Raw genomic sequence first — 17,802 nt, 5'->3', positions numbered from 1 at the left:
CACTCGGCGATCGGGTCGCTCGGCGCTCGGGTCACTCAGCGCTCGGGTTTGATCTCGAGCCCGTCGACGTCGACCTTCGACAGCGGCACGAGTCCGGCAGGGCGGCCCTTGACGAGCCGGTAGATGCCCCACACGAGGAGGAAGGCGGGCAGGCCGATGTAGGCCGAGGCGACCTCGAGGACGCGGCCGTCGACGACGGCCTCGATGTTCTGTCCGGCGACGACGACGATGAGCATGATGAGCGCGATGATCGGCCCGATGGGGAAGAGCGGCGCCCGATAGGGCAGGTCGGCGACGCTGTGACCCTGGCGGACGTAGGCGCGACGGAACCGGAAGTGACACCAGGCGATGCCGATCCACACGATGAATCCGGAGAGACCGGAGACGTTGATGAGCCAGGTGTAGGCCGCCCCGTCGCCCATCACCTCGGTGAGGAATCCGAAGAGCCCGATGAAGGCGGTCGCGAAGAGCGCCATGACGGGCACACCGCGGGCGTTGAGACGGGCGAACAGCCGTGGGGCGGTGCCGTCCTTCGCCATCGCATAGAGCATGCGGGTCGAGGCGTAGAGTCCGGAGTTGCCGGCGGAGAGGATCGCGGTGAGGATGACAGCGTTCATCACGCTCGCGGCCACGGCGATGCCCGCGCGTTCGAAGACGAGGGTGAACGGGGAGGCGGTGATGTCGTCGTTGTCCGCCGCAGCCAGCAGGGACGGATCCGTGTAGGGCAGGAGGAATCCGATGACGACGATCGCTCCGATGTAGAAGAGCATGATCCGCCAGAACACGGTCCGGATGGCCCGCGGCATGTCGCGGCGGGGGTCCCGGGACTCGCCCGCGGTGACGCCGACGAGCTCCGTGCCCTGGAAGGAGAAGCCGGCGATCATGAACACGGAGATGATCGAGACCCACCCGCCGACGAACGGCGCCTCCCCCGTCGTCCAGTTGCTCAGTCCCGGTGAGCTGCCGCCGATGATGCCGGCGATCATGAGGACGCCGAGGACGAGGAACGCGACCACGGCGGTGACCTTGATCGCGGCGAACCAGAACTCCCCTTCGCCGAAGGCGCGGGCCGAGAGGAAGTTGAGTCCGGTGAGGAGGGCGAGGAAGACGGCCGCCCACACCCATGCGGGCACGTCGGGCAGCCAGAAGGACATGATGACGCCGGCGGCGACGAGTTCGGCGGCCAGGGTGATCGCCCAGTTGAACCAGTAGTTCCAGCCCATCGCGAAGCCGAAGGAGGGGCTGACGTACTTCGAGCCGTACGTGTGGAAGGACCCGGCGACGGGCAGATGGGTCGACATCTCGCCGAGGGACTGCATGACGAAGAGGACCATGATCCCGATGACGGCGTACGCGAGCAGCGCCCCGCCGGGGCCGGCCTGGGAGATCGTGCCGCCCGACCCGAGGAAGAGGCCGGTGCCGATGGCGCCGCCGATCGCGATCATCTGCAGGTGACGCGACCGCAGTCCCCGCTTGAGTTCCCGGGAGTTCTCGTTCCGGGTGGTCGTCGCCGAGGTGGCCGGCTGTTGCATTGTGTCCCCTGCTCGCATTCGGTCGGGTCCCGGTTGCGGGCCCCGGCCATTCTTATCACATGAAGGCGACGGGGGCGGTGCGCGGAGGATGGTCTGGGCATCTCGACCCGAGCCCGGGCTGCGAGCCCACCGCCCTCACGACCGGTCGAGGAAGCGCAGCACTGCGGCGACCCGACGGCTCGTCGTCTCCCCCGCCTGGAGGTCGAGTTTGTCGAAGATCGCGCTGATCGCCTTCTCCACCGAGCTGATCGAGACGTAGAGGCGCTCGGCGATGCCGCGGTTCGACAGTCCCTCGGCCATCGCCTCGAGGACATCGTGCTCCCGCGGGCTGAGCGCCTCGAGTGTCGACTGCCGCTCCGAGGTGCGCAGGAGCTGCCGGACGACCTCGGGGTCGATGACGGTGCCGCCGGCGGCGATGCGCATGACCGAGTCGAGGAACCGGTCGATGTCGGTGACCCGGTTCTTCAGCAGGTAGCCGACACCGACCGATTCGGAGCTGAGCAGCTCGGTCGCGTACTCGTGGAGGACGTACTGGCTGAGCACGAGCACCCCGATGTCCGGGTGGGTGCGCTTGATCGTCAGCGCCGCCTCGAGGCCCTCCGTCGTATGCGTCGGCGGCATCCGCACGTCGACGATCGCCAGCTGCGGGGCCAGGGCGTCGACGGCGGCGAGCAGCTGGGTTCCGTCATCGACGGAGGCGACGACGGAGATCCCCTCGTCCTCGAGCAGACTGCGCACGCCCTCCCGCAGGAGGACGGCGTCGTCGGCGAGGACGACGCGCAGCGCATCACGGCTCGCCGGCGTCGGCGTCGGCGCATTCGTGCGGGTGGGCTCAGTCATAGGGGATCTCCGCTCTCACTGTGGTGCCCTCACTCACCGGGCTGATGATCTCGAGTCGGCCGTCGAGCGCACTGACCCGCCGGGAGAGGCCCTGGAGCCCGCCCCCGCGCAGGTCAGCGCCTCCCCGGCCGTCGTCGACCACCTCGGCGACCAGCGCGGTCCCACCGTCGTGGACGCGAATGGTGATCGCCGAGGCGGCGGCGTGCTTGACGACGTTCGTCACGGCTTCGCGGACGACGAAGTACGCGGCCGATTCGACGGCCTGCGGGATGCGCCCGGCCGGCTGCTCGAGGATCGTCACCGGCACCGGGCAGTGGTCGGCGATGCGCGTGAGCACCGACGCCAGCCCGTGCTCGTCGAGGGCGGTCGGGTAGACCCGCCACGCCACCTCCCGCATCTCGTCGATGAGGTCCTGGGACTGGACGAGCGCACTGTCGAGGAGGGCCGCCGCCTTCTCCGGGTCGTGGGCCCGGCGGGCCCGGGCGATGAGGACGGACAGGGACACGACGTTCTGCTGCACCCCGTCGTGGAGGTCGCGTTCGATGCGGCGGCGTTCGTCGTCGATGGCGACGACGACCCCGCGGCGGGTCGTGATGAGCTCGGTGATGCGGCTGTGGACCGCGGTCGGTCGGCTCACCTCCCCGGCGGAGGCGTCGATGCGCCCGTGCAGCCAGTTGCCGAGTTCGGCGAGGAGGACCGCGCCGATGAGGTTCGCCGCCCCGTAGAGGACGCCGACGAGGAGCAGCGGCTGGCTCATCGTCCACAGCGAGAAGCTGATCGTCACCCCGCCGCCTGAGAACAGGCCCTGGATGAGCGCGCCGAGGGTGACGAAGACGAAGCCGGTGAGGAGGTTGACCACGGGCACGGCGATGAGGAGGGCGACGAGGCCGGTCAGGGCGAAGAAGCCGCGCCCCGGCCGGGCGCCTGCGAGCATGATGCCGAGGGTCCGCTCCTGCCGGGTCCGCTCCCAGGTCAGGACGCGACGGGAGAGCGCCGAGGCGGGCGGGAGGCACGCGGCGAGCAGCAGCGGCAGGCAGAGGAGGCCGCCCCACAGCACCCCGAGCACGGAGAGCGACCACCGCCGGAGGAACATGCGGGGTTCGCGCGGGATCGTCGCGGGCCACGGCATGGCTCGATCGTAGCAACGCAGGTCAGGGCCTCTGGAGGGGTCAGACCTCACATCTCGTTCCGGTTTTCCGCATCACGTCCGCCGGTGAACCCGTCCCGGGAATGCGCTCCGCCTCGTATCGGCGAGCCCGGCCGCGTCACTAGGGTCGATGACCATGGACTTCGCTCTCGACCTCATCCAGCAGACGCTGACCTCCCCGTGGCTCTACCTCCTCATCGCCGTCGTCACCGCCCTCGACTCCCTCGTCCCGATCGTGCCCTCGGAGACCGTCGTCATCACCGCCGCCGCGTACGCCGTGACCGGCAGTCCGGCGGCGGTGGGCATCATCGCGGCGGCGGCCGTCGGTGCGCTCCTCGGCGATCTCGCCGCCCACCTCGTCGGTCGCGGCGGCAGTCGCGCCACCGACCGGTGGGTCCGGTCGGCCCGGCTGCGCCGGCTGCTCGCCTCGACGGCGGAGATGTTCGCCGTCCGGGGCGGTGCGATGCTCGTCGCGGGGCGGTTCATCCCCGGCGGGCGGACGGCGACGACGATCGCCTCGGGGATGCTCCGCTATCCCCTGCCGCGGTTCCTCGCCGTGGACTTCCTCGGGGCGCTGGCGTGGGCGGTCTACTCGACGGGCATCGGGCTAATCGGCGGGGCCGTGTTCGCCGATCAGCCGCTGTGGGGTGTCGTCCTCGGCGTCGGCATCGCGCTCACCCTCACCGGTCTCGCCGAGGTGGCCCGCCGTCTCCGGGCGAAGCGGAGGGCTGCTGTTGCCGAGCCCACGGCAGCTGCGGTCGGGCCACAGGGGTGTGTCCCGACCGCAGAGCGCGCCCGGCTCATGCGCTCCGGTCGAACTCGCCTGCTCGCAGCTGCACGAGAGTGAGATCGAGCAGCGGGGTCGGCACGCCGAGGTCGCGCGCCGTCGTCTGGAGATGACCGAGGATGTGCTCGGTCTCGTTCGGCAGTCCGGCCGTGACGTCCCGGTAGAGCGAGGAGGTGAAGGCGGAGCCCTCGGCGGTGAGCATCGAGAGAGTGGCAGCCCTGGCCCGCGCGGACACCGGGTGGCCGGCGGCCATGGCGACGGCTTCGAGTTCGTCGATGATCCCCACGACGTGGGGTTCGCCGCCGGCGGCCATGATCGCGCCGACCGGTGCCCGGAAGAGGCACGTGACGACACCGGCCGCGGCGATGAACACCCATTTCTCCCACAGGGCGTCGTCGATGCCGTCGATGACCTGCAGCCGGAAGCCGGGGACGTCGAGCGCGTCGACGACCGCGGGTGGGACCTCTCCCCCGCCGAGGCGGCCGATCGTCATCGTCGCGAGATCCGTCATCTGGACGATGTCGGCTCCGCGCATCGTGCCGACGATCTTGACGAGCCCACCGAGCACCTGTCCGGGGAACTCCGCCTCGAGGCGGCCGATCTGCGCCATCCCGTTGAGGAACGGGATGATGAGGGTCTGGGGTCCGACGGCCGGTCGGAGGTCGGCGATGATCGATTCGAGGGCACCGGCCTTGACGGCGACGAGGACGAGGTCGACCGGGGTCGGGTCGGCCGCGAGCTCCTCCGCCGTCGTCACGGTCACCGGGTTCGTCCGGTCCTCGTCTGGGGCGATGAATCGCAGACCGTTCTCTCTCAGGGCCTCGGCGCGTGCGGGCCTGACGAGGAAGGTGACGTCGCGTCCGGCTTCGACGAGGCGGGTGCCGAAGGCGCCGCCGGTCGCGCCGGCTCCGGCGATGAGGATTGTCACAGGGTGCCGTCCTTCGGGGTCGTGCCGGTGGTCGTGCCGGTGGTCGTGTCGGGGTCAGCGGAAGTCAGCTGCGCGCGCAGCCGAGCGGCCGCCTCGGCGGGGTCGGGCGCCTCGGTGATCGCGCGGACGACGACGATGCGCGTCGCCCCGGTCTCCTGCACTGACCGGAGACGATCACCGGCGGAGATCCCGCCGATCGCGAACCACGGCTTCGCCGTTCTCCCGCTCACCGCCGCGAGCGGTTCGAGTCCGGCCGCCGGGCGACCGGGCTTCGTCGGGGTCTCCCACACGGGGCCGAGGCAGAAGTAGTCGATCTCCGGGTCGGCGGCGGCGGCGAGCGCCTGCTCGACCGAATGCGTCGACCGGCCGAGGATGACGTCGTCGCCGAGCACCGTGCGGGCCTGCGCGCTCGTCAGGTCGCCCTGCCCGACATGGAAGACGTCCGCGCCGACGAGGAGGGCGACGTCGGCGCGGTCGTTGACGGAGAAGAGCTTCCCGTGCCGGTGGGCGGCCTCGCGGAGGATCTCGAGGGCGGCGATCTCCTCCCTGGCCTCCAGGCCCATGTCGCGGAGCTGGATGATGTCGACGCCCCCGGCGTAGGCGGCGTCGAGGAACTCACCGAGGTCGCCCTGCTGCGTGCGGGCGTCGGTGCAGAGGTAGAGCCGGGCGGAGGCGAGCGCACGGGTCCGCGCGGCGTCCCGGCCGGTGGAGTCGCGGTCGGCCGGGTGGCCCGCGTTCTCGGTCACGGGGTCTTGCACTGCGGGAGACGTTGGCATCGTGGGAACCATGCTCCTAGAGTAGAGGAGTTCGCGGGAGCCTCGCAGGGAGGCTGAGAGGGCTTCGTGCCGACCGTCCTACCTGATGCGGGTCATGCCGCCGGAGGGAGAATCGCATGGACGTCATCGTCGTCGGCGCCGGGATCATCGGCCTGGCCGCGGCGTGGGAGCTGCACCGGCGCGGGGCGGCCGTCACCGTCATCGATCCGCATCCGGGCGCGGGCGCCACCGCGGCCGCGGCCGGGATGATCGCCCCTGCCGCCGAGATCGCGTGGGGCCAGACTCCGCTGTTTCCGCTCATGCGCGTCTCCGCCGACCTCTACCCGGACTTCACTGCGGCACTGACCCGGGAATCGGGGGCCGACCTCGGGGAGACGGCGACCGCCACACTCGTCTGCGCCGGTGACCGCGCGGATCTCACGGCCCTGCGCGAACTCAGCGCCCTCCAGTCCGCGGCCGGTTCCGACCTCGACCTGCTCACCGGATCCCGCGCCCGCGATCTCGAACCCGCCCTGGCCCCCGGTGTGTGCGGGGCCGTCCTCATTCCCGGCGATCATGCGATCGATCCCCGGCGGGTGACGCGCGCGCTGCTCACCGTCCTCGGCGACCGCGTCATCGAGGACCGGGTGACGGGACTGGTCGGCGATGAGGGATCACCGACCGGTGCCCCGGCCCGGACGACCGGAGTCGAGCTCGCCTCGGGGCGTCGGCTGCACGCCGATCAGGTCGTGCTCGCCGCAGGCATGGCGCACAATGCGATCGCCGGCGCTCCCGAGCTGCCGCTGCGGGCCGTCCACGGCGACGTCATCCGCCTCCGCTCGGATCCCGGCGCTCCCCCGCTGCTCACCCGGACGATCCGGGGACTCGTCGCCGGTCGGCCCGTCTACGTCGTGCCGCGGCCCGATGGGGAGCTCGTCCTCGGGGCGACCTCCCGGGAGGACGGCCAGGCGGGCATCCTCGCCGAGGGCGTCCACCGTCTCCTCCACGACGCCGAACGCCTCGTGCCCGGGCTCCTCGGATGTGAGATCACGGAGATCACGGCACGGGCCCGGCCCGGCTCGCCCGACGACCTCCCTCTCCTCGGTCGCACTGACCCCGGTCTCGTCGTCTCCACCGGGTACTTCCGCCACGGGGTTCTCCTCGCACCGTTCGGCGCCCGCCTCGGCGCGGATCTCGTCGTCGGCGCGGACTCCGCGTGGCTGCCCGTCGGTGCGCGCGAGGCCGTGGCACCGGAACGGTTCGAGTCCGACCACTCGCCATCATCACCGCAGTCACCTGGTGCACCACTGCTGACAGCAAGGAAGGGATCATGACCATCACTCTCAACGGCGACCGCCGGGACATCACCGCGGGCACGACCGCCCGCACCCTCGTCGAGGACATCACCGGACGGCAGCTGAGCGAAGACGGCACCCCGGTCGACGGCGGCCGCATCGGGGTGGCCCTCGCCGTCGACGGTGAAGTCGTGCGCCGCGGGCTGTGGGCCGGCTTCACCATCACCGACGGCCACACCGTCGACATCGTCACCGCAGTCCAGGGAGGCTGACATGAGCTGGACCATCGACACCGTCACCTTCGACTCCCACCTCGTCATGGGCACCGGTGGGGCGAGCACCCTGCGCATCCTCGAGGACGCCCTGACCGCCTCGGCGACAGAGCTGACGACGGTCGCGATCCGCCGCTTCGACGCCGAGGCCAGGGATTCGGTGTTCGCGCTCCTCGAGCGGCTGGGCATCCGCTCACTGCCGAACACGGCCGGGTGCTACACCGCCCGCGATGCCGTGCTCACCGCGCAGCTGGCCCGGGAGGCGCTCGAGACGAACTGGGTCAAACTCGAGGTCATCGCCGACGAGGACACCCTCCTGCCCGACCCCGTCGAACTCTTCCGCGCCACCGAGGAGCTCGTCCTCGACGGCTTCACGGTCTTCGCCTACACGAACGACGATCCCGCGCTGGCGAAGCGGCTCGAGGACGCCGGGGTCGCCGCGGTCATGCCCGCCGGCGCCCCGATCGGTTCGGGCCTGGGCATCCTCAACCCGCACAACATCGAGACGATCGTCTCCCGCGCCCAGGTGCCCGTCATCCTCGACGCGGGCATCGGCACCGCCTCGGACGCCGCCCTGGCCATGGAGCTCGGGTGCACCGCGGTGCTGCTCGCCTCCGCCGTCACCCGCGCTCACGACGCCCCGGCGATGGCGCAGGCGATGCGGCTCGCCGTCGACGCCGGTCGCCTGGCGGCCGGGGCGGGACGGATCCCCAAACGCCCGCTCGCGCTCGCATCGTCGCCCGACGACGGGCGGGTCACCGCGGAGTCCGCCCGCACGACCTCGGTCGAGAACCTGGTGATGGGGCCGTGAGACCGCTCGTCGAACCCGGACCCGAGCTCAGCCCCGCGGAGATCGCACGCTACTCCCGGCACCTCAGCCTGCCCGATGTCGGGGTGACCGGTCAGCGCCGCCTGCGCGCGGCGAAGATCCTCGTCATCGGCGCCGGCGGTCTCGGCGCCCCGGTCCTCCAGTACCTCGGGGCGGCCGGGATCGGGCAGCTGACCGTCATCGACGACGATGTCGTCGACGTGTCGAACCTGCAGCGCCAGATCCTCCACCGGGACGCCGATGTCGGCCGTCCCAAGGTCGAATCCGCGCGCGATGCCCTCCTCCGGCTCGATCCCGGCCTCACCGTCGAGACGGTTGCCGAGCGCCTGAGCCCGGACAACGCCCTCGAACTCTTCGCCGCCCACGACCTCGTCATCGACGGGGCGGACAACTTCGCGACCCGCTACCTGTCCAACGACGCCGCCGAACTCACCGGCACACCGCTGGTGTGGGGGACGATCTTCCGCTTCGAGGGGCAGGTGAGCACGTTCGCCCCCGGTCACGGTCCGATGCTGCGTGACCTCTTCCCCGACATCCCCGACGCCGATTCCGTGCCGAGCTGTGCCGAGGGCGGGGTGCTCGGGGTGCTCTGCGGGCTCGTCGGGTCGCTCATGGCCGCCGAGGCGATCAAGCTCATCTGCGGCATCGGCGATCCCCTGCTCGGCCGCCTGCTGCGGGTCGATGCGTTGAGCACGAGCTTCACGACGCTGCGCTTCTCGCCCGACCCGGACCGCCCCGCCGTCACCGATCTCGCCGAGGTGGCCCTCGCGTGTGCGGCACCGGCGGTGGGGGCTCCGGCTCCGGCCGGGGTGGCGGAGGTCACGGCCGACGAGGTCCGCGCGCTCACCTCGGCGCCGGTGATCGTCGATGTCCGGGAGGCGTGGGAGCGGGAGCTCGAGGCGATTCCCGGCAGCGTGCACGTCCCCCTCGACGTCGTCGTCGACCGCGGGTGGCCGTCCCTCGCCGAGGCGGTCGGCCCGGCCACCGACATCGTCGTCCACTGCAGGTCGGGGGTGCGGTCGGCTCGCGCCGTCTCGGCAGTGAGCAGCGAAGCGCCGTCGGATGTCCGCATCCGGTCATTGGCCGGAGGCATCGAGGCGTGGACGGCGACGGAGTCTACGCCAGTTCGCTGAGGCGGCGACGCAGTCCGTTCTCCCCGGCTCGCATGACGATGCCGTGCATGCCGGCGGAGGCCGGTCTGAGGACCCGGACGGATCGCCGCCTGGTCGTCACGCACCATATCGCGGAGATCGCGGTGAGCGGCCCGGTGCGCGCCAGGGTCCAGACGCCGACGCCGCGCAGGTCGCCGTCGGCGAGGAGGCGCACCTGCTGCGGTGGGATGAGACCCTCGATGGACAGCGTGATGTCGAACGCGACGCCGAGGGGGCTGCGCACGGTGATCTCCGCGCGACTGCCGGGGTGGACACCCGAGTCGTCCGTGGTGGCCGCGGCGATGCCCGGCCACCACTGCGGCCAGGCCTCGACATCGGTGAGGACCGTCCACACCGCAGCGAGGGGATCGGCCGCTCGCCACACCGACTCGAAGTGGAAGGGCGCGGACTCACCGGGGCGGGGGCGGGTGTGCTCGTGGCTCATCGCGGGCCTCCGTTCGACGCGTCGTCCTTCGACGGTAGTCTGGGTGGCGTGCCAGCCGAAAATCGCCGACCCCGCAGACCGTCGCCGCTCGGCGGGCGGAAGCCGACGAAGGACGACCTCGCGCAGTTCGCCACCGACGATCCCGATGCCATCGACGATGTCCTCCCGGCCGGGCCGGGAAAGCTCTCCCTGCTCATCGTCGGCATCAATCCGGGACTGTGGACAGCGGCGGTCAACGCGCCCTTCGCGCGTCCGGGCAATCGCTTCTGGCCCTCGCTCCATCGGGGCGGGCTGACCGATCACCTCGTCGATGCCTCGCGCGGTCTCTCCGCAGAGGATGAGGAGCATCTGCTCTCCCGGGGCATCGGGATCACCAACCTCGTCGGGCGGGCCACGGTCCGGGCCGATGAGCTGACGAACGAGGAGCTGCGCGCCGGCGGTGCCCGCCTCGTCGCGCGTTTGGCCGATCTTCGGCCGGCAGCTGTGGCGATCGCCGGGATCACCTCGTTCCGGATCGCGTTCTCCCAGCCGAAGGCGACGCTCGGCGTTCAGGACACCTCCCTCATTCCCGGCTGGCCGGAGGACGTCGCTCTGCGCGTCGTGCCGCAGCCGAGCGGCTTGAACGCGCATTACAACATCGCGGCCCTCGCCGACATCTGGCGGGAGACGTGGGCTGCCATCGAGCAGTGACCTCGCCGGCTTGCCGACAGGGCCTCCGCCGGATCAGGGTGAGGCCGCTGCCGGGGTCATGGCCCGTCCGCCCCGGGGCGCGTCGTCGCCGGCTGACCGAAGTGCTCACGGCAGCGGGCGACGTAGGAGTCGAGGCCGCCGACGTGGCTGGCGTCGATGTCGGTAGCGGCGCCTGTCGGCTGCGCGGCGATGCGCTCATGGAACACGGCGTCGCGACCGCAGATCGTGCAGACTGCGGTGAGCTTCGTGACGTCCTCGGCGAGTGCCATGAAGGTCGGCAGCGGTTCGAACGGTGCACCGTCGAAGGTCACGCAGAGGCCTTCGACGATGACCGTGGCGCCCGTGGCCAGGAGGTCGTCGACGACCGGGACGAGGTCGGGACCGAAGAACTGCGCTTCGTCGATGGCGATGAGGTCGAAGTCCTCCGCCGCGGCCGCTGCGGCGAGGTCGGTGACGTCGCCGACGGGGATCGCAGGAATGTTGACCCCGATGTGCGAGGTGACGGCCGAGAGTTCGGCGCGGGTGTCGAGGGAATGGCTGATGACGAGCGCATTGACGCCGGCGATGCGGGCACGGCGGACACGGCGCATGAGCTCTTCGGACTTGCCGGAGAACATCGGACCGGTGATGACTTCGAGGCGGCCGACCGGGGGCGCAGCGCTGGCGTGCATGGGATCAGCCTAGCCCGAGGCGGTGACACACGGTGGTCGGACCGGGACGCGCGGGCGTCGGACCGGGACGCGCGGGCGTCGGACCGGGACGCGCGGGCGTCGGACCGGGACGCGCGGGCGTCGGACCGGGACGCGCGGGCGTCTGACCGGGGCACGACCTCGTCGGACCGGGCGCGACTTCAGGTGCCAGGGCCTCAGTTGCCCTGACCTCAGTTGTCGACGGTGACCTTCTTCGAGTTCACGTCCACGGTGACCTCGGTGTCGGCATTGCCGTCCTCGTAGTCGAACTGGTACTCGATGCGATCGTCGTCGGATTCGAGCTTCCAGCTCGTCAGTCGCCCTGTGCCCTGCCCGGCGGCGAGGCCGAGCGCCTCGTCGAACGTCATCGGCGAGCTGAGGTCGATGGCCTGCTCGGAGTCGTCGGTGATGTCCTCGTCGCGGCTGACGACGTCGCCGGAGTCCGCATCGACCGTGACGTCGTAGTCCGTCGTGCCGGAGAGGATCTTCACCTCGTACTGCCACGCGTCGTCACGGCGGTCGTGGTCGAGTTCGATGGCGTGGACGGTGCCATCGCCGACGTCGGCCTCCGCTGCGGCGATCGCGTCCTCGGGGGTCACCTGCGGCTGGACCCGGCTCAGGTCGGCGTCGGCCGACAGCGCGGACTGGCCAGTCTGGCCGGCTTGCTCGGACTGGTCGGCTTGCCCGGACGGGTCGGCGGGGGCGCTCTCCTCAGCCGATTCGGAGCTCACCTCTCTGGCCTGCGTCGGCTGGCTCGACGCGGCGTCTGCGGTCTGGGATTCGGCATTCCCGCCGGCGCACCCGGTCAGGGCGAGGCTGAAGGCGAGCGTGACGACAGCGGCGAGGTAGGTCGGCTTCGCAGTCTTCATACCAGCCACGGTAGCAACGCGACCGGGAGCCCGTCAGCAAAATAAGAGAACTATCATCGGATCGACCCGAGTCAGCCGGCTCAGTCGTGGCACCGTGGTCGATCGAGGCAGCCTCATCGGTCAGAGTCAGCCGGCTCAGTCGAGGCAGAACTCGTTGCCCTCGGGATCGGCCATGACGATGAAACCGGTCTCCATCGGCGGTTTCGGTTCGAACCGTTGCAGACGTTCGGCCCCGAGGGCGACGAGCCGATTGCATTCGGCTTCGAGGGCGTCCATCCGATCGGCACCCTGCAGTCCGGGTGCGGCACGGACATCGAGGTGGATGCGGTTCTTCACCGTCTTCTCCTCGGGGACCGTCTGGAAGAACACCCGCGGGCCGCGCCCGGACGGGTCTTCGATCGCGGCGCGCATGTCCTCCGGTCTCATCTCGACGCCGAGTCCTTCGAGGAACTCCCTCCACGCGTCGAACGGATCCTGCCCGTCGGCGAGCGAGGCACCGGGCGGCCCGGGGATGACGTAGCCGAGGACCTCCGCCCAGAACCTCGCCACGAGGATCGGGTCATGACAGTCGACGGTGATCTGCACGGAACGGCTCATGATGTCTCCTCATTGAGAGTCTGGCGCGTGGTGAGTGTCGGTGGTGCTGACTGTAGCCGACGCCACTGACACGGCAGCGTCGACGCGTCCCACGGGTGACGCATGCGTGACGGTCATGTGCCGCAGAATCCGACGCCCACGGTCCCGAAGCGTCGCACCGCTCTCCCGCTGTCGCTGCCGAACAGCCCGGCCGGAAGAGCCGCATGTCCGGCGTCTGCGCCGACGACCGGCGAACCACCGACAAACCAACGACAACCATCGAGTCTCCGCGCGAGCTGAGTCTTCCTGCGCGTCCACCGCCGAGCTCTGTCTCAGATGGCGCGCGCACCGCGGCCCCGCGTAAAATCGCAACGGCCCTTTTCCCACCCACCCTCTGGAGGACTGCTTGACCACGCAGGAACACGACCTCATCATGCACATCGGACACGACGAGATCGTCATCCGCCAGCGCTACCAGATGATCAGCATCGCCAACGATGTCCTCATCGGCCTGTGGTTCCTCATCGGCAGCTTCATGTTCTTCTCCGACTCGCTCATGTTCGCCGGCACGTGCCTCTTCGTCCTCGGCAGCATCGAGATGCTCATCCGCCCGGTCATCCGCTTCGCCCGCCACATCCACCTGCAGAAGTTCCGCACCCCGGGCACGCTGACGACCGAATCGTCCTACGACTACTGAGCCACCCGCCGACCGGCCACGCACCGACCGGCCACGCTCCACCGGCTAGGCACCAACGGTCGCGCTCAGGCCTCGGCTCCCGCCGCGACAAGGCGACCCCCGTCGAGTTCGACGATCCGATCGGCCGCTGATCCCGCCCACCGTCGGTCATGGGTGACTGCGATGACGGTGCCTCCTCGTCCGCAGAAGTCGGCGACGACTCCACTCAGTCGTGCCATCGCCGCCGCGTCCCTGCCCTGTGTGGGTTCGTCGAGCAGGAGGACCGCCGGTTCCGTGATGAGCGCCGAGGCGATGACGACGTCCTTCCGCCGCGCAGTGCCGAGGTCGAAGGGATGGGTCTCGGCCGCCTCGGTGAGGCCCAGCGTCGCCATCGCCGAGGCGACCGCCGCTGCCCGCTCCGCGACGACGGACTCACGCTCACGCCTCCGATGTCGGGGCAGAGGCGCTGCTCGCCGCAGCTCGCTGGCGACCGTCGGGGCCGAGAGCTGGGTGCCCGGATCCTGACCGACCCATCCGAGGTGCGCGGCTCGCCGGCAGGCGGGCATGCCCGGCAGCACGATGTCCTCGCCGAGGCGGTGCACCGTCATCGCACCCGTCACCGTGGCGCCGCGGTCGAGGAGGCCGACGAGAGCGCGCAGCAGCGTCGACTTCCCGGCACCGTTCGCACCGGTGAGCGCAAGGAGTTCACCCGGATGCAGCCGGAGATCGACACCGTCGAGGATCACCGCGCCATCCCGTTCCACCCGCAGGCTCTCGATCGTGAGCACCGGTGTCGGCCGCGGGGTCTGCTGCCTTGCATCAGGATCAGCAGGCTTCGGCTCATCGGGTACCGAGGCGAGGGCGTCTGCACCTGAGGATCGGCCGAGCGCACGCGCCGGCACCGATGTCCACACGCCGTGCCCGGCGATCGCGGCGTCCTCGAGCGAGGCCGGTTCCACGGCGGCGCCCAGCGTGCCCGAGGAGAGGAAGCTGACGGAGTCGCAGGCCTCGGCGACGTCGTCGAACTGGTGGCCGGTGAGGAGGACCGCGCCCCCGGAGTCCGTGTGGGCGCGCAGCCCGGCGATGAGACTCCGGCGCATCCGCGGGTCGAGCGAGAGCGCGGGCTCGTCGAGGACGAGGAGCACGGGGTCGAGGGCGAAAAGACCGGCGAGCACGACGAGCTGCCGCTGTCCACCGGAGAGCGTGTCGAGGCGTCGGTCCCACAGACCGCCGAGGCCGAATGCGCTGAGCGCGGCGGCGGCCGCCACCCGCGCGCGGTCAGCGGTCACGCCGTGGAGTCGGCTCGGCAGCTGCACCTCGTCGCCGACGATGCTCGTCATTCCCGACAGCTGCGCCTCGGGATCGTCACCGAGCATGACGGCGCTGTCGGTGACGACCGCGTGGCCGGTCACGGTCGCCTGCTCGGCGAGCAGCCCGACGGTGAGCCGGGCCAGTGTCGAGATCCCTGAGCGCTGCGGACCGAGCACCGCGTGCATGCGTCCAGGATCGAGCCGCAGGCTGATGTCGGTGAGCGCCGGCGCCTGCGCAGCCCGGTACGTGACGTCGACCCCGGCGAGGTCGAGCACGGCGCTCAACCCTGACCTCCGAGGATCGTGTCGGCGCTCGGCAGGGGCAGGAAGCCGGCCACCGAGGCGACGATGAGGGCGACGGTGAGGAGGGGACCGCCTCGGCGGATGAGGGACTGGACCCGGTCGTCGCGGTGATCCTGCAGGTCAACGGCGTGGTCGGAGCGGGCGAAGCCGCGCTGGTCGAGGACCTCGTGGCGTTGGTCGACGCCGACGAGCAGGGAGGTGAAGAGGCCTGCGACGATCCGCGGGAGAAGCCGGATTCGCGTTCCCCAGCGGTGCGTCGGCCATCCGCGGGCGGCGAGGGCGTCGAGGACGTCGGTGGTGCGTCGGCGCACCAACGGGATGAGGCTGAGCGCGGAGGCGCAGATGTAGGCCACCGTCGCGGGCAGGCGGAGGGCGATGAGGCCGTCGAAGAGCCGCGCGGAGTCGTTGCCGAGCCCGAACAGCGCACCGAGGGCGATGAGCGCGGTGACCCGCAGCCAGATCTGGGCCGCGATCGCGAGGCCTTCGACCGTGACGCGCACGGCCCCGGACTGCCAGAGCACGGTCACTGCCGTCCCGGGGTAGAAGAGGCCCTGCACGAGGCCGACGACGATGAGCAGCGGCAGGCTCAGGCCCGCCACCGTCAGTGCCCACCGGGTCAGAGAGACCCTCCTCGTCGCCACGGCTGCGATGAGCGTGCCGAGGATGACGGCGGCGGGGACGACAGGTGACGGAATCCCGAACACGAGGAAGAGGGCGCAGGCCATGACGATGAGGTCGGTGGCCGGGTGCCAACGGGTTCGGGATTCCGGGATCGCTGTCGCCATTCAGCTCAGACGCTGGGCGCGCGCCTGCGAGGGACGGCTGTGTTCGGTGAACGGATACCTGTCGAGGATCCGGCGGGGCAGGGTGCGCAGGACGAGGTAGGCGAGGCCGAAGATCAGTGCTTTGTCGATGATGTCGGAGACGATGCTCTGGGCGAGAGTCGCGGCGAGCATCTCCTGTCCGGCCGCTTGGAGGATCGCGACGATGCCGCCGGTGCCGGCGCCGAGTCCGCCGCCGAAGACGTAGGCGGCCACCGGGGCGCCGAGAGCCGCGGCGGGGATTCCCGCGAGCGCACCGGCGAGCACCGCGAACCAGGGGGTGCGGAAGGCGCCGAGGCGGGCGGCCCATCCGGCGGCGGCGCCGATGAAGGCAGCGCCGGTCGTGAAGGCGATGACGCTGGGGTTGAGGGTCACTCCCCAGATGAGGTTCGAGATGATGCCGGTGAACGCTCCGGCTGCCGGTCCGGCGAGAACGCCGATCATCACGGTGCCGATGGAGTCGAGATAGAGCGGGATCGGGGTGAGCGTGCCGACGACCTGGCCGATGACGATGTTGAGGGCGATGGCCACGGGGATGAGCGCGATGATGCTGCGCGGAATAAGCGGCAGGGTGCCGGCCGCCAGGAGGATGCCGCCGGCGAGGTACCCGACCATGACCCACAGGGTGGTGTGGCCGAGGTCGGTGCCGAGGTTGGCGGGCTGGGTGAGGAGGACGACGAGGTAGGTCGCGAGGATGACGGCGGTGCCGAGGACGGTGAGGGTGAGAGTGAGGGGGGTTTGTCCGGGACCAGTCGGTGCGGCTGGCCCCTGCCCAGACAGGGTGCGGGTGGTCGTGTCTCTAACCATGGTGTGGTCCCTTCTTCAGTGTGGCGCCGAGGTGGTCGAGGAAGAGATCGGCATCGATCGAGCGGATGATCTCTGCGTTGGGTTCTCTCCCCCACCGCCCCAGCCAGTCGGCGACGGTTTCGCCTCGTGTGAGTGTACCGGTGAGTTCGACGTCGACCGGTGCTGTGGCACTTCGCGCCCAGGGCAGGGTGCTCTCCGACCGGTCGGGTTCGCGGGCCCACGCGAGGGCGCAGGCGACGACGAAGGGGTCGTGGATGTGCGCGAGGTAGCCGAGTCCGTCCCATTCGTGGAACTCGAAGTAGAAGCGCAGGGCCTCGCCGAGTTCGCGGAGCACTGGGTGCCACCGGGCGTCGGCATCGCCTGAGAGGATGGCCGCCCAGCGTTCGGGGGTCATCGCCACGGCTTCGGTGGCTTCGATCGGGGCGATGACGGGCAGAGCGATGTCGGGGTGCTCGTAACGGGCCCGGTCGAAAGCCGCGAGGACGGCGGCGGTCGATTCCGGGTCGAAGGTGACGTTCCATTCCGTCGTCGGGTGCGTGTTGCCGCGGTAGTTGAAGGCCCCGCCCATGATGAAGAGACGGCGGAGAAGGTGAGGCAGCCGGGGTTCGATCTCCAGGGCGAGCGCGAGGTTCGTCGACGGCCCGATGACGATGCCGATGAGCTCGCCGGGGTGCGCGCGGGCGGCGTCGACCCACGCCTGTGCCGCCGAGGTGGGGCTGAGCGGCACCGTCGGTTCCGGCAGAGTGGCGTAGCCGGCACCGGTCTGGCCGTGGGTGAGGTCGGCGTACTCGATGTCGGCGGTGTCGGGCTGCCCCACGGCCGGTCCGGATGTCATCTGTGCGGCTGCTGATCTCTGGCGCGCCAGCGGCAGGGCATGGCCTGCGTGGACGGGGATGTCGTCGGCTCCGGCGAGCGTGAGCCATCTCCGCGTGTTCTCGACGACCTGCGCGGTGGGAACGTTCCCGCCCGAGGCGGCGATGCCGACGACATCGACGTCGTCCTGGCACAGGAGGTAGGCGAGCGCGAGCGCGTCGTCGATGCCCGGGTCGCAGTCGAGGAAGAGCGGCAGAGTCATACGTT

20 protein-coding genes and 1 riboswitch are annotated in these 17,802 nt (G+C 70.7%); of the genes, 7 read left to right on the top strand and 13 right to left on the bottom strand.

The features are described from left to right. Positions 1-35: 35 nt before the first annotated feature. The 3 genes from ACFQ91_RS04960 to ACFQ91_RS04950 all read right to left on the bottom strand — a co-directional run bounded on the left by ACFQ91_RS04960 (position 36) and on the right by ACFQ91_RS04950 (position 3,501). Entirely contained in the window at positions 36-1,532 is a 1,497-nt protein-coding gene (locus ACFQ91_RS04960; protein ID WP_376872536.1) for an amino acid permease, read from the bottom strand. A 135-nt stretch (positions 1,533-1,667) separates the two neighbouring features. After that, positions 1,668-2,372: a response regulator gene (locus tag ACFQ91_RS04955; protein ID WP_376872533.1), complete on the bottom strand. Its 705-nt coding sequence runs from the start codon at positions 2,370-2,372 to the stop codon at positions 1,668-1,670. Beyond that, positions 2,365-3,501 carry a sensor histidine kinase gene (locus ACFQ91_RS04950; RefSeq protein WP_376872530.1) on the bottom strand — a complete coding sequence of 379 codons (1,137 nt, stop codon included), beginning with the start codon at positions 3,499-3,501 and terminating at the stop codon, positions 2,365-2,367. Before ACFQ91_RS04950 ends, ACFQ91_RS04955 begins: the two co-directional genes overlap by 8 nt. Positions 3,502-3,655: 154 nt before the next feature. On the opposite strand from ACFQ91_RS04950, the gene ACFQ91_RS04945 reads away from it, so the two are divergent. Further along, complete coding sequence (locus tag ACFQ91_RS04945) at positions 3,656-4,366, top strand: DedA family protein (RefSeq protein WP_376904053.1); 711 nt, start codon at positions 3,656-3,658, stop codon at positions 4,364-4,366. Here ACFQ91_RS04945 and ACFQ91_RS04940 read toward each other — a convergent pair. Continuing rightward, on the bottom strand, positions 4,320-5,234 hold the full coding sequence (locus ACFQ91_RS04940) for a ketopantoate reductase family protein (protein WP_376872524.1): 915 nt from the start codon (positions 5,232-5,234) through the stop codon (positions 4,320-4,322). The genes ACFQ91_RS04945 and ACFQ91_RS04940 overlap by 47 nt on opposite strands. Continuing rightward, the gene (thiE, locus tag ACFQ91_RS04935) at positions 5,231-6,010 is read right to left on the bottom strand and encodes a thiamine phosphate synthase (protein WP_376872521.1); all 780 of its coding nucleotides are present in this window, start codon (positions 6,008-6,010) and stop codon (positions 5,231-5,233) included. The genes ACFQ91_RS04940 and thiE overlap by 4 nt, the downstream gene beginning before the upstream one ends. A 23-nt stretch (positions 6,011-6,033) precedes the next feature. Then, positions 6,034-6,136, top strand: a riboswitch (TPP riboswitch). On the opposite strand from thiE, the gene thiO reads away from it, so the two are divergent. The 4 genes from thiO (at position 6,127) to moeB (ending at position 9,518) form a co-directional block, all read left to right on the top strand. Continuing rightward, on the top strand, positions 6,127-7,323 hold the full coding sequence (thiO, locus tag ACFQ91_RS04930) for a glycine oxidase ThiO (RefSeq protein ID WP_376872518.1): 1,197 nt from the start codon (positions 6,127-6,129) through the stop codon (positions 7,321-7,323). (Overlaps the previous riboswitch by 10 nt.) Next, positions 7,320-7,556, top strand: a complete 237-nt coding sequence (gene thiS / locus ACFQ91_RS04925) for a sulfur carrier protein ThiS (protein WP_376872515.1) — start codon at positions 7,320-7,322, stop codon at positions 7,554-7,556. Before thiO ends, thiS begins: the two co-directional genes overlap by 4 nt. Before the next feature lies 1 nt (position 7,557). Then, positions 7,558-8,367, top strand: coding sequence for a thiazole synthase (locus ACFQ91_RS04920; protein ID WP_376872512.1), 810 nt, complete (start codon positions 7,558-7,560; stop codon positions 8,365-8,367). Then, a complete protein-coding gene (gene moeB, locus ACFQ91_RS04915) occupies positions 8,364-9,518 on the top strand; it encodes a molybdopterin-synthase adenylyltransferase MoeB (RefSeq protein ID WP_376872509.1) in 1,155 nt (384 codons plus the stop codon). The genes ACFQ91_RS04920 and moeB overlap by 4 nt, the downstream gene beginning before the upstream one ends. On the opposite strand, the gene ACFQ91_RS04910 is transcribed toward moeB, so the two are convergent. Beyond that, complete coding sequence (locus ACFQ91_RS04910; protein WP_376904051.1) at positions 9,502-9,981, bottom strand: SRPBCC family protein; 480 nt, start codon at positions 9,979-9,981, stop codon at positions 9,502-9,504. The genes moeB and ACFQ91_RS04910 overlap by 17 nt on opposite strands. 48 nt (positions 9,982-10,029) lie before the next feature. Between ACFQ91_RS04910 and ACFQ91_RS04905 the strand changes: the two genes are divergently transcribed. Continuing rightward, a complete protein-coding gene (locus tag ACFQ91_RS04905; RefSeq protein ID WP_376872503.1) occupies positions 10,030-10,671 on the top strand; it encodes a mismatch-specific DNA-glycosylase in 642 nt (213 codons plus the stop codon). Positions 10,672-10,727: 56 nt separating this feature from the next. Here ACFQ91_RS04905 and ACFQ91_RS04900 read toward each other — a convergent pair whose 3' ends face one another. The 3 genes from ACFQ91_RS04900 to ACFQ91_RS04890 all read right to left on the bottom strand — a co-directional run bounded on the left by ACFQ91_RS04900 (position 10,728) and on the right by ACFQ91_RS04890 (position 12,826). Continuing rightward, a complete protein-coding gene (locus ACFQ91_RS04900) occupies positions 10,728-11,342 on the bottom strand; it encodes a thymidine kinase (protein WP_376872500.1) in 615 nt (204 codons plus the stop codon). A 209-nt stretch (positions 11,343-11,551) separates the two neighbouring features. Next, positions 11,552-12,229 carry a PepSY domain-containing protein gene (locus ACFQ91_RS04895; RefSeq protein WP_376872497.1) on the bottom strand — a complete coding sequence of 226 codons (678 nt, stop codon included), beginning with the start codon at positions 12,227-12,229 and terminating at the stop codon, positions 11,552-11,554. A gap of 135 nt (positions 12,230-12,364) precedes the next feature. Further along, entirely contained in the window at positions 12,365-12,826 is a 462-nt protein-coding gene (locus tag ACFQ91_RS04890; protein WP_376872494.1) for a VOC family protein, read from the bottom strand. 385 nt (positions 12,827-13,211) lie between these two features. Here ACFQ91_RS04890 and ACFQ91_RS04885 point away from each other — a divergent pair, with 385 nt between their 5' ends. Beyond that, positions 13,212-13,502, top strand: a complete 291-nt coding sequence (locus ACFQ91_RS04885) for a YrhK family protein (protein WP_198498475.1) — start codon at positions 13,212-13,214, stop codon at positions 13,500-13,502. A gap of 65 nt (positions 13,503-13,567) precedes the next feature. Here the strand turns inward: ACFQ91_RS04885 and ACFQ91_RS04880 are convergent, their stop codons facing one another. From ACFQ91_RS04880 to ACFQ91_RS04865, 4 genes are read right to left on the bottom strand one after another with little or no spacing between them, the layout of a single operon-like run. After that, positions 13,568-15,067, bottom strand: a complete 1,500-nt coding sequence (locus ACFQ91_RS04880; RefSeq protein WP_376872546.1) for an ATP-binding cassette domain-containing protein — start codon at positions 15,065-15,067, stop codon at positions 13,568-13,570. 5 nt (positions 15,068-15,072) lie between these two features. Next, on the bottom strand, positions 15,073-15,879 hold the full coding sequence (locus tag ACFQ91_RS04875; RefSeq protein ID WP_376872491.1) for an energy-coupling factor transporter transmembrane component T family protein: 807 nt from the start codon (positions 15,877-15,879) through the stop codon (positions 15,073-15,075). Continuing rightward, the gene (locus ACFQ91_RS04870; protein ID WP_376872488.1) at positions 15,880-16,722 is read right to left on the bottom strand and encodes a histidine kinase; all 843 of its coding nucleotides are present in this window, start codon (positions 16,720-16,722) and stop codon (positions 15,880-15,882) included. Beyond that, positions 16,715-17,797, bottom strand: a complete 1,083-nt coding sequence (locus ACFQ91_RS04865) for a nucleoside hydrolase (RefSeq protein ID WP_376872485.1) — start codon at positions 17,795-17,797, stop codon at positions 16,715-16,717. Before ACFQ91_RS04865 ends, ACFQ91_RS04870 begins: the two co-directional genes overlap by 8 nt. Between the last annotated feature and the right edge of the window lie 5 nt (positions 17,798-17,802).

Source organism: Brevibacterium sp. NPDC056726, assembly GCF_042790515.1.
Lineage (GTDB): Bacteria > Actinomycetota > Actinomycetes > Actinomycetales > Brevibacteriaceae > Brevibacterium > Brevibacterium sanguinis.
The sequence above is the reverse complement of the archived record's forward strand: the minus strand, read 5'-3'. Positions and strand labels throughout refer to the sequence as shown.

Coding starts and splice junctions, on each gene's coding strand:
- ACFQ91_RS04960 (WP_376872536.1), bottom strand. CDS start 1,532: ATGCAACAGCCGGCCACCTCGGCGACGACCACCCGGAACGAGAACTCC.
- ACFQ91_RS04955 (WP_376872533.1), bottom strand. CDS start 2,372: ATGACTGAGCCCACCCGCACGAATGCGCCGACGCCGACGCCGGCGAGC.
- ACFQ91_RS04950 (WP_376872530.1), bottom strand. CDS start 3,501: ATGCCGTGGCCCGCGACGATCCCGCGCGAACCCCGCATGTTCCTCCGG.
- ACFQ91_RS04945 (WP_376904053.1), top strand. CDS start 3,656: ATGGACTTCGCTCTCGACCTCATCCAGCAGACGCTGACCTCCCCGTGG.
- thiE (WP_376872521.1), bottom strand. CDS start 6,010: ATGCCAACGTCTCCCGCAGTGCAAGACCCCGTGACCGAGAACGCGGGC.
- thiO (WP_376872518.1), top strand. CDS start 6,127: ATGGACGTCATCGTCGTCGGCGCCGGGATCATCGGCCTGGCCGCGGCG.
- thiS (WP_376872515.1), top strand. CDS start 7,320: ATGACCATCACTCTCAACGGCGACCGCCGGGACATCACCGCGGGCACG.
- ACFQ91_RS04920 (WP_376872512.1), top strand. CDS start 7,558: ATGAGCTGGACCATCGACACCGTCACCTTCGACTCCCACCTCGTCATG.
- ACFQ91_RS04910 (WP_376904051.1), bottom strand. CDS start 9,981: ATGAGCCACGAGCACACCCGCCCCCGCCCCGGTGAGTCCGCGCCCTTC.
- ACFQ91_RS04900 (WP_376872500.1), bottom strand. CDS start 11,342: ATGCACGCCAGCGCTGCGCCCCCGGTCGGCCGCCTCGAAGTCATCACC.
- ACFQ91_RS04895 (WP_376872497.1), bottom strand. CDS start 12,229: ATGAAGACTGCGAAGCCGACCTACCTCGCCGCTGTCGTCACGCTCGCC.
- ACFQ91_RS04890 (WP_376872494.1), bottom strand. CDS start 12,826: ATGAGCCGTTCCGTGCAGATCACCGTCGACTGTCATGACCCGATCCTC.
- ACFQ91_RS04875 (WP_376872491.1), bottom strand. CDS start 15,879: ATGGCGACAGCGATCCCGGAATCCCGAACCCGTTGGCACCCGGCCACC.
- ACFQ91_RS04870 (WP_376872488.1), bottom strand. CDS start 16,722: ATGGTTAGAGACACGACCACCCGCACCCTGTCTGGGCAGGGGCCAGCC.
- ACFQ91_RS04865 (WP_376872485.1), bottom strand. CDS start 17,797: ATGACTCTGCCGCTCTTCCTCGACTGCGACCCGGGCATCGACGACGCG.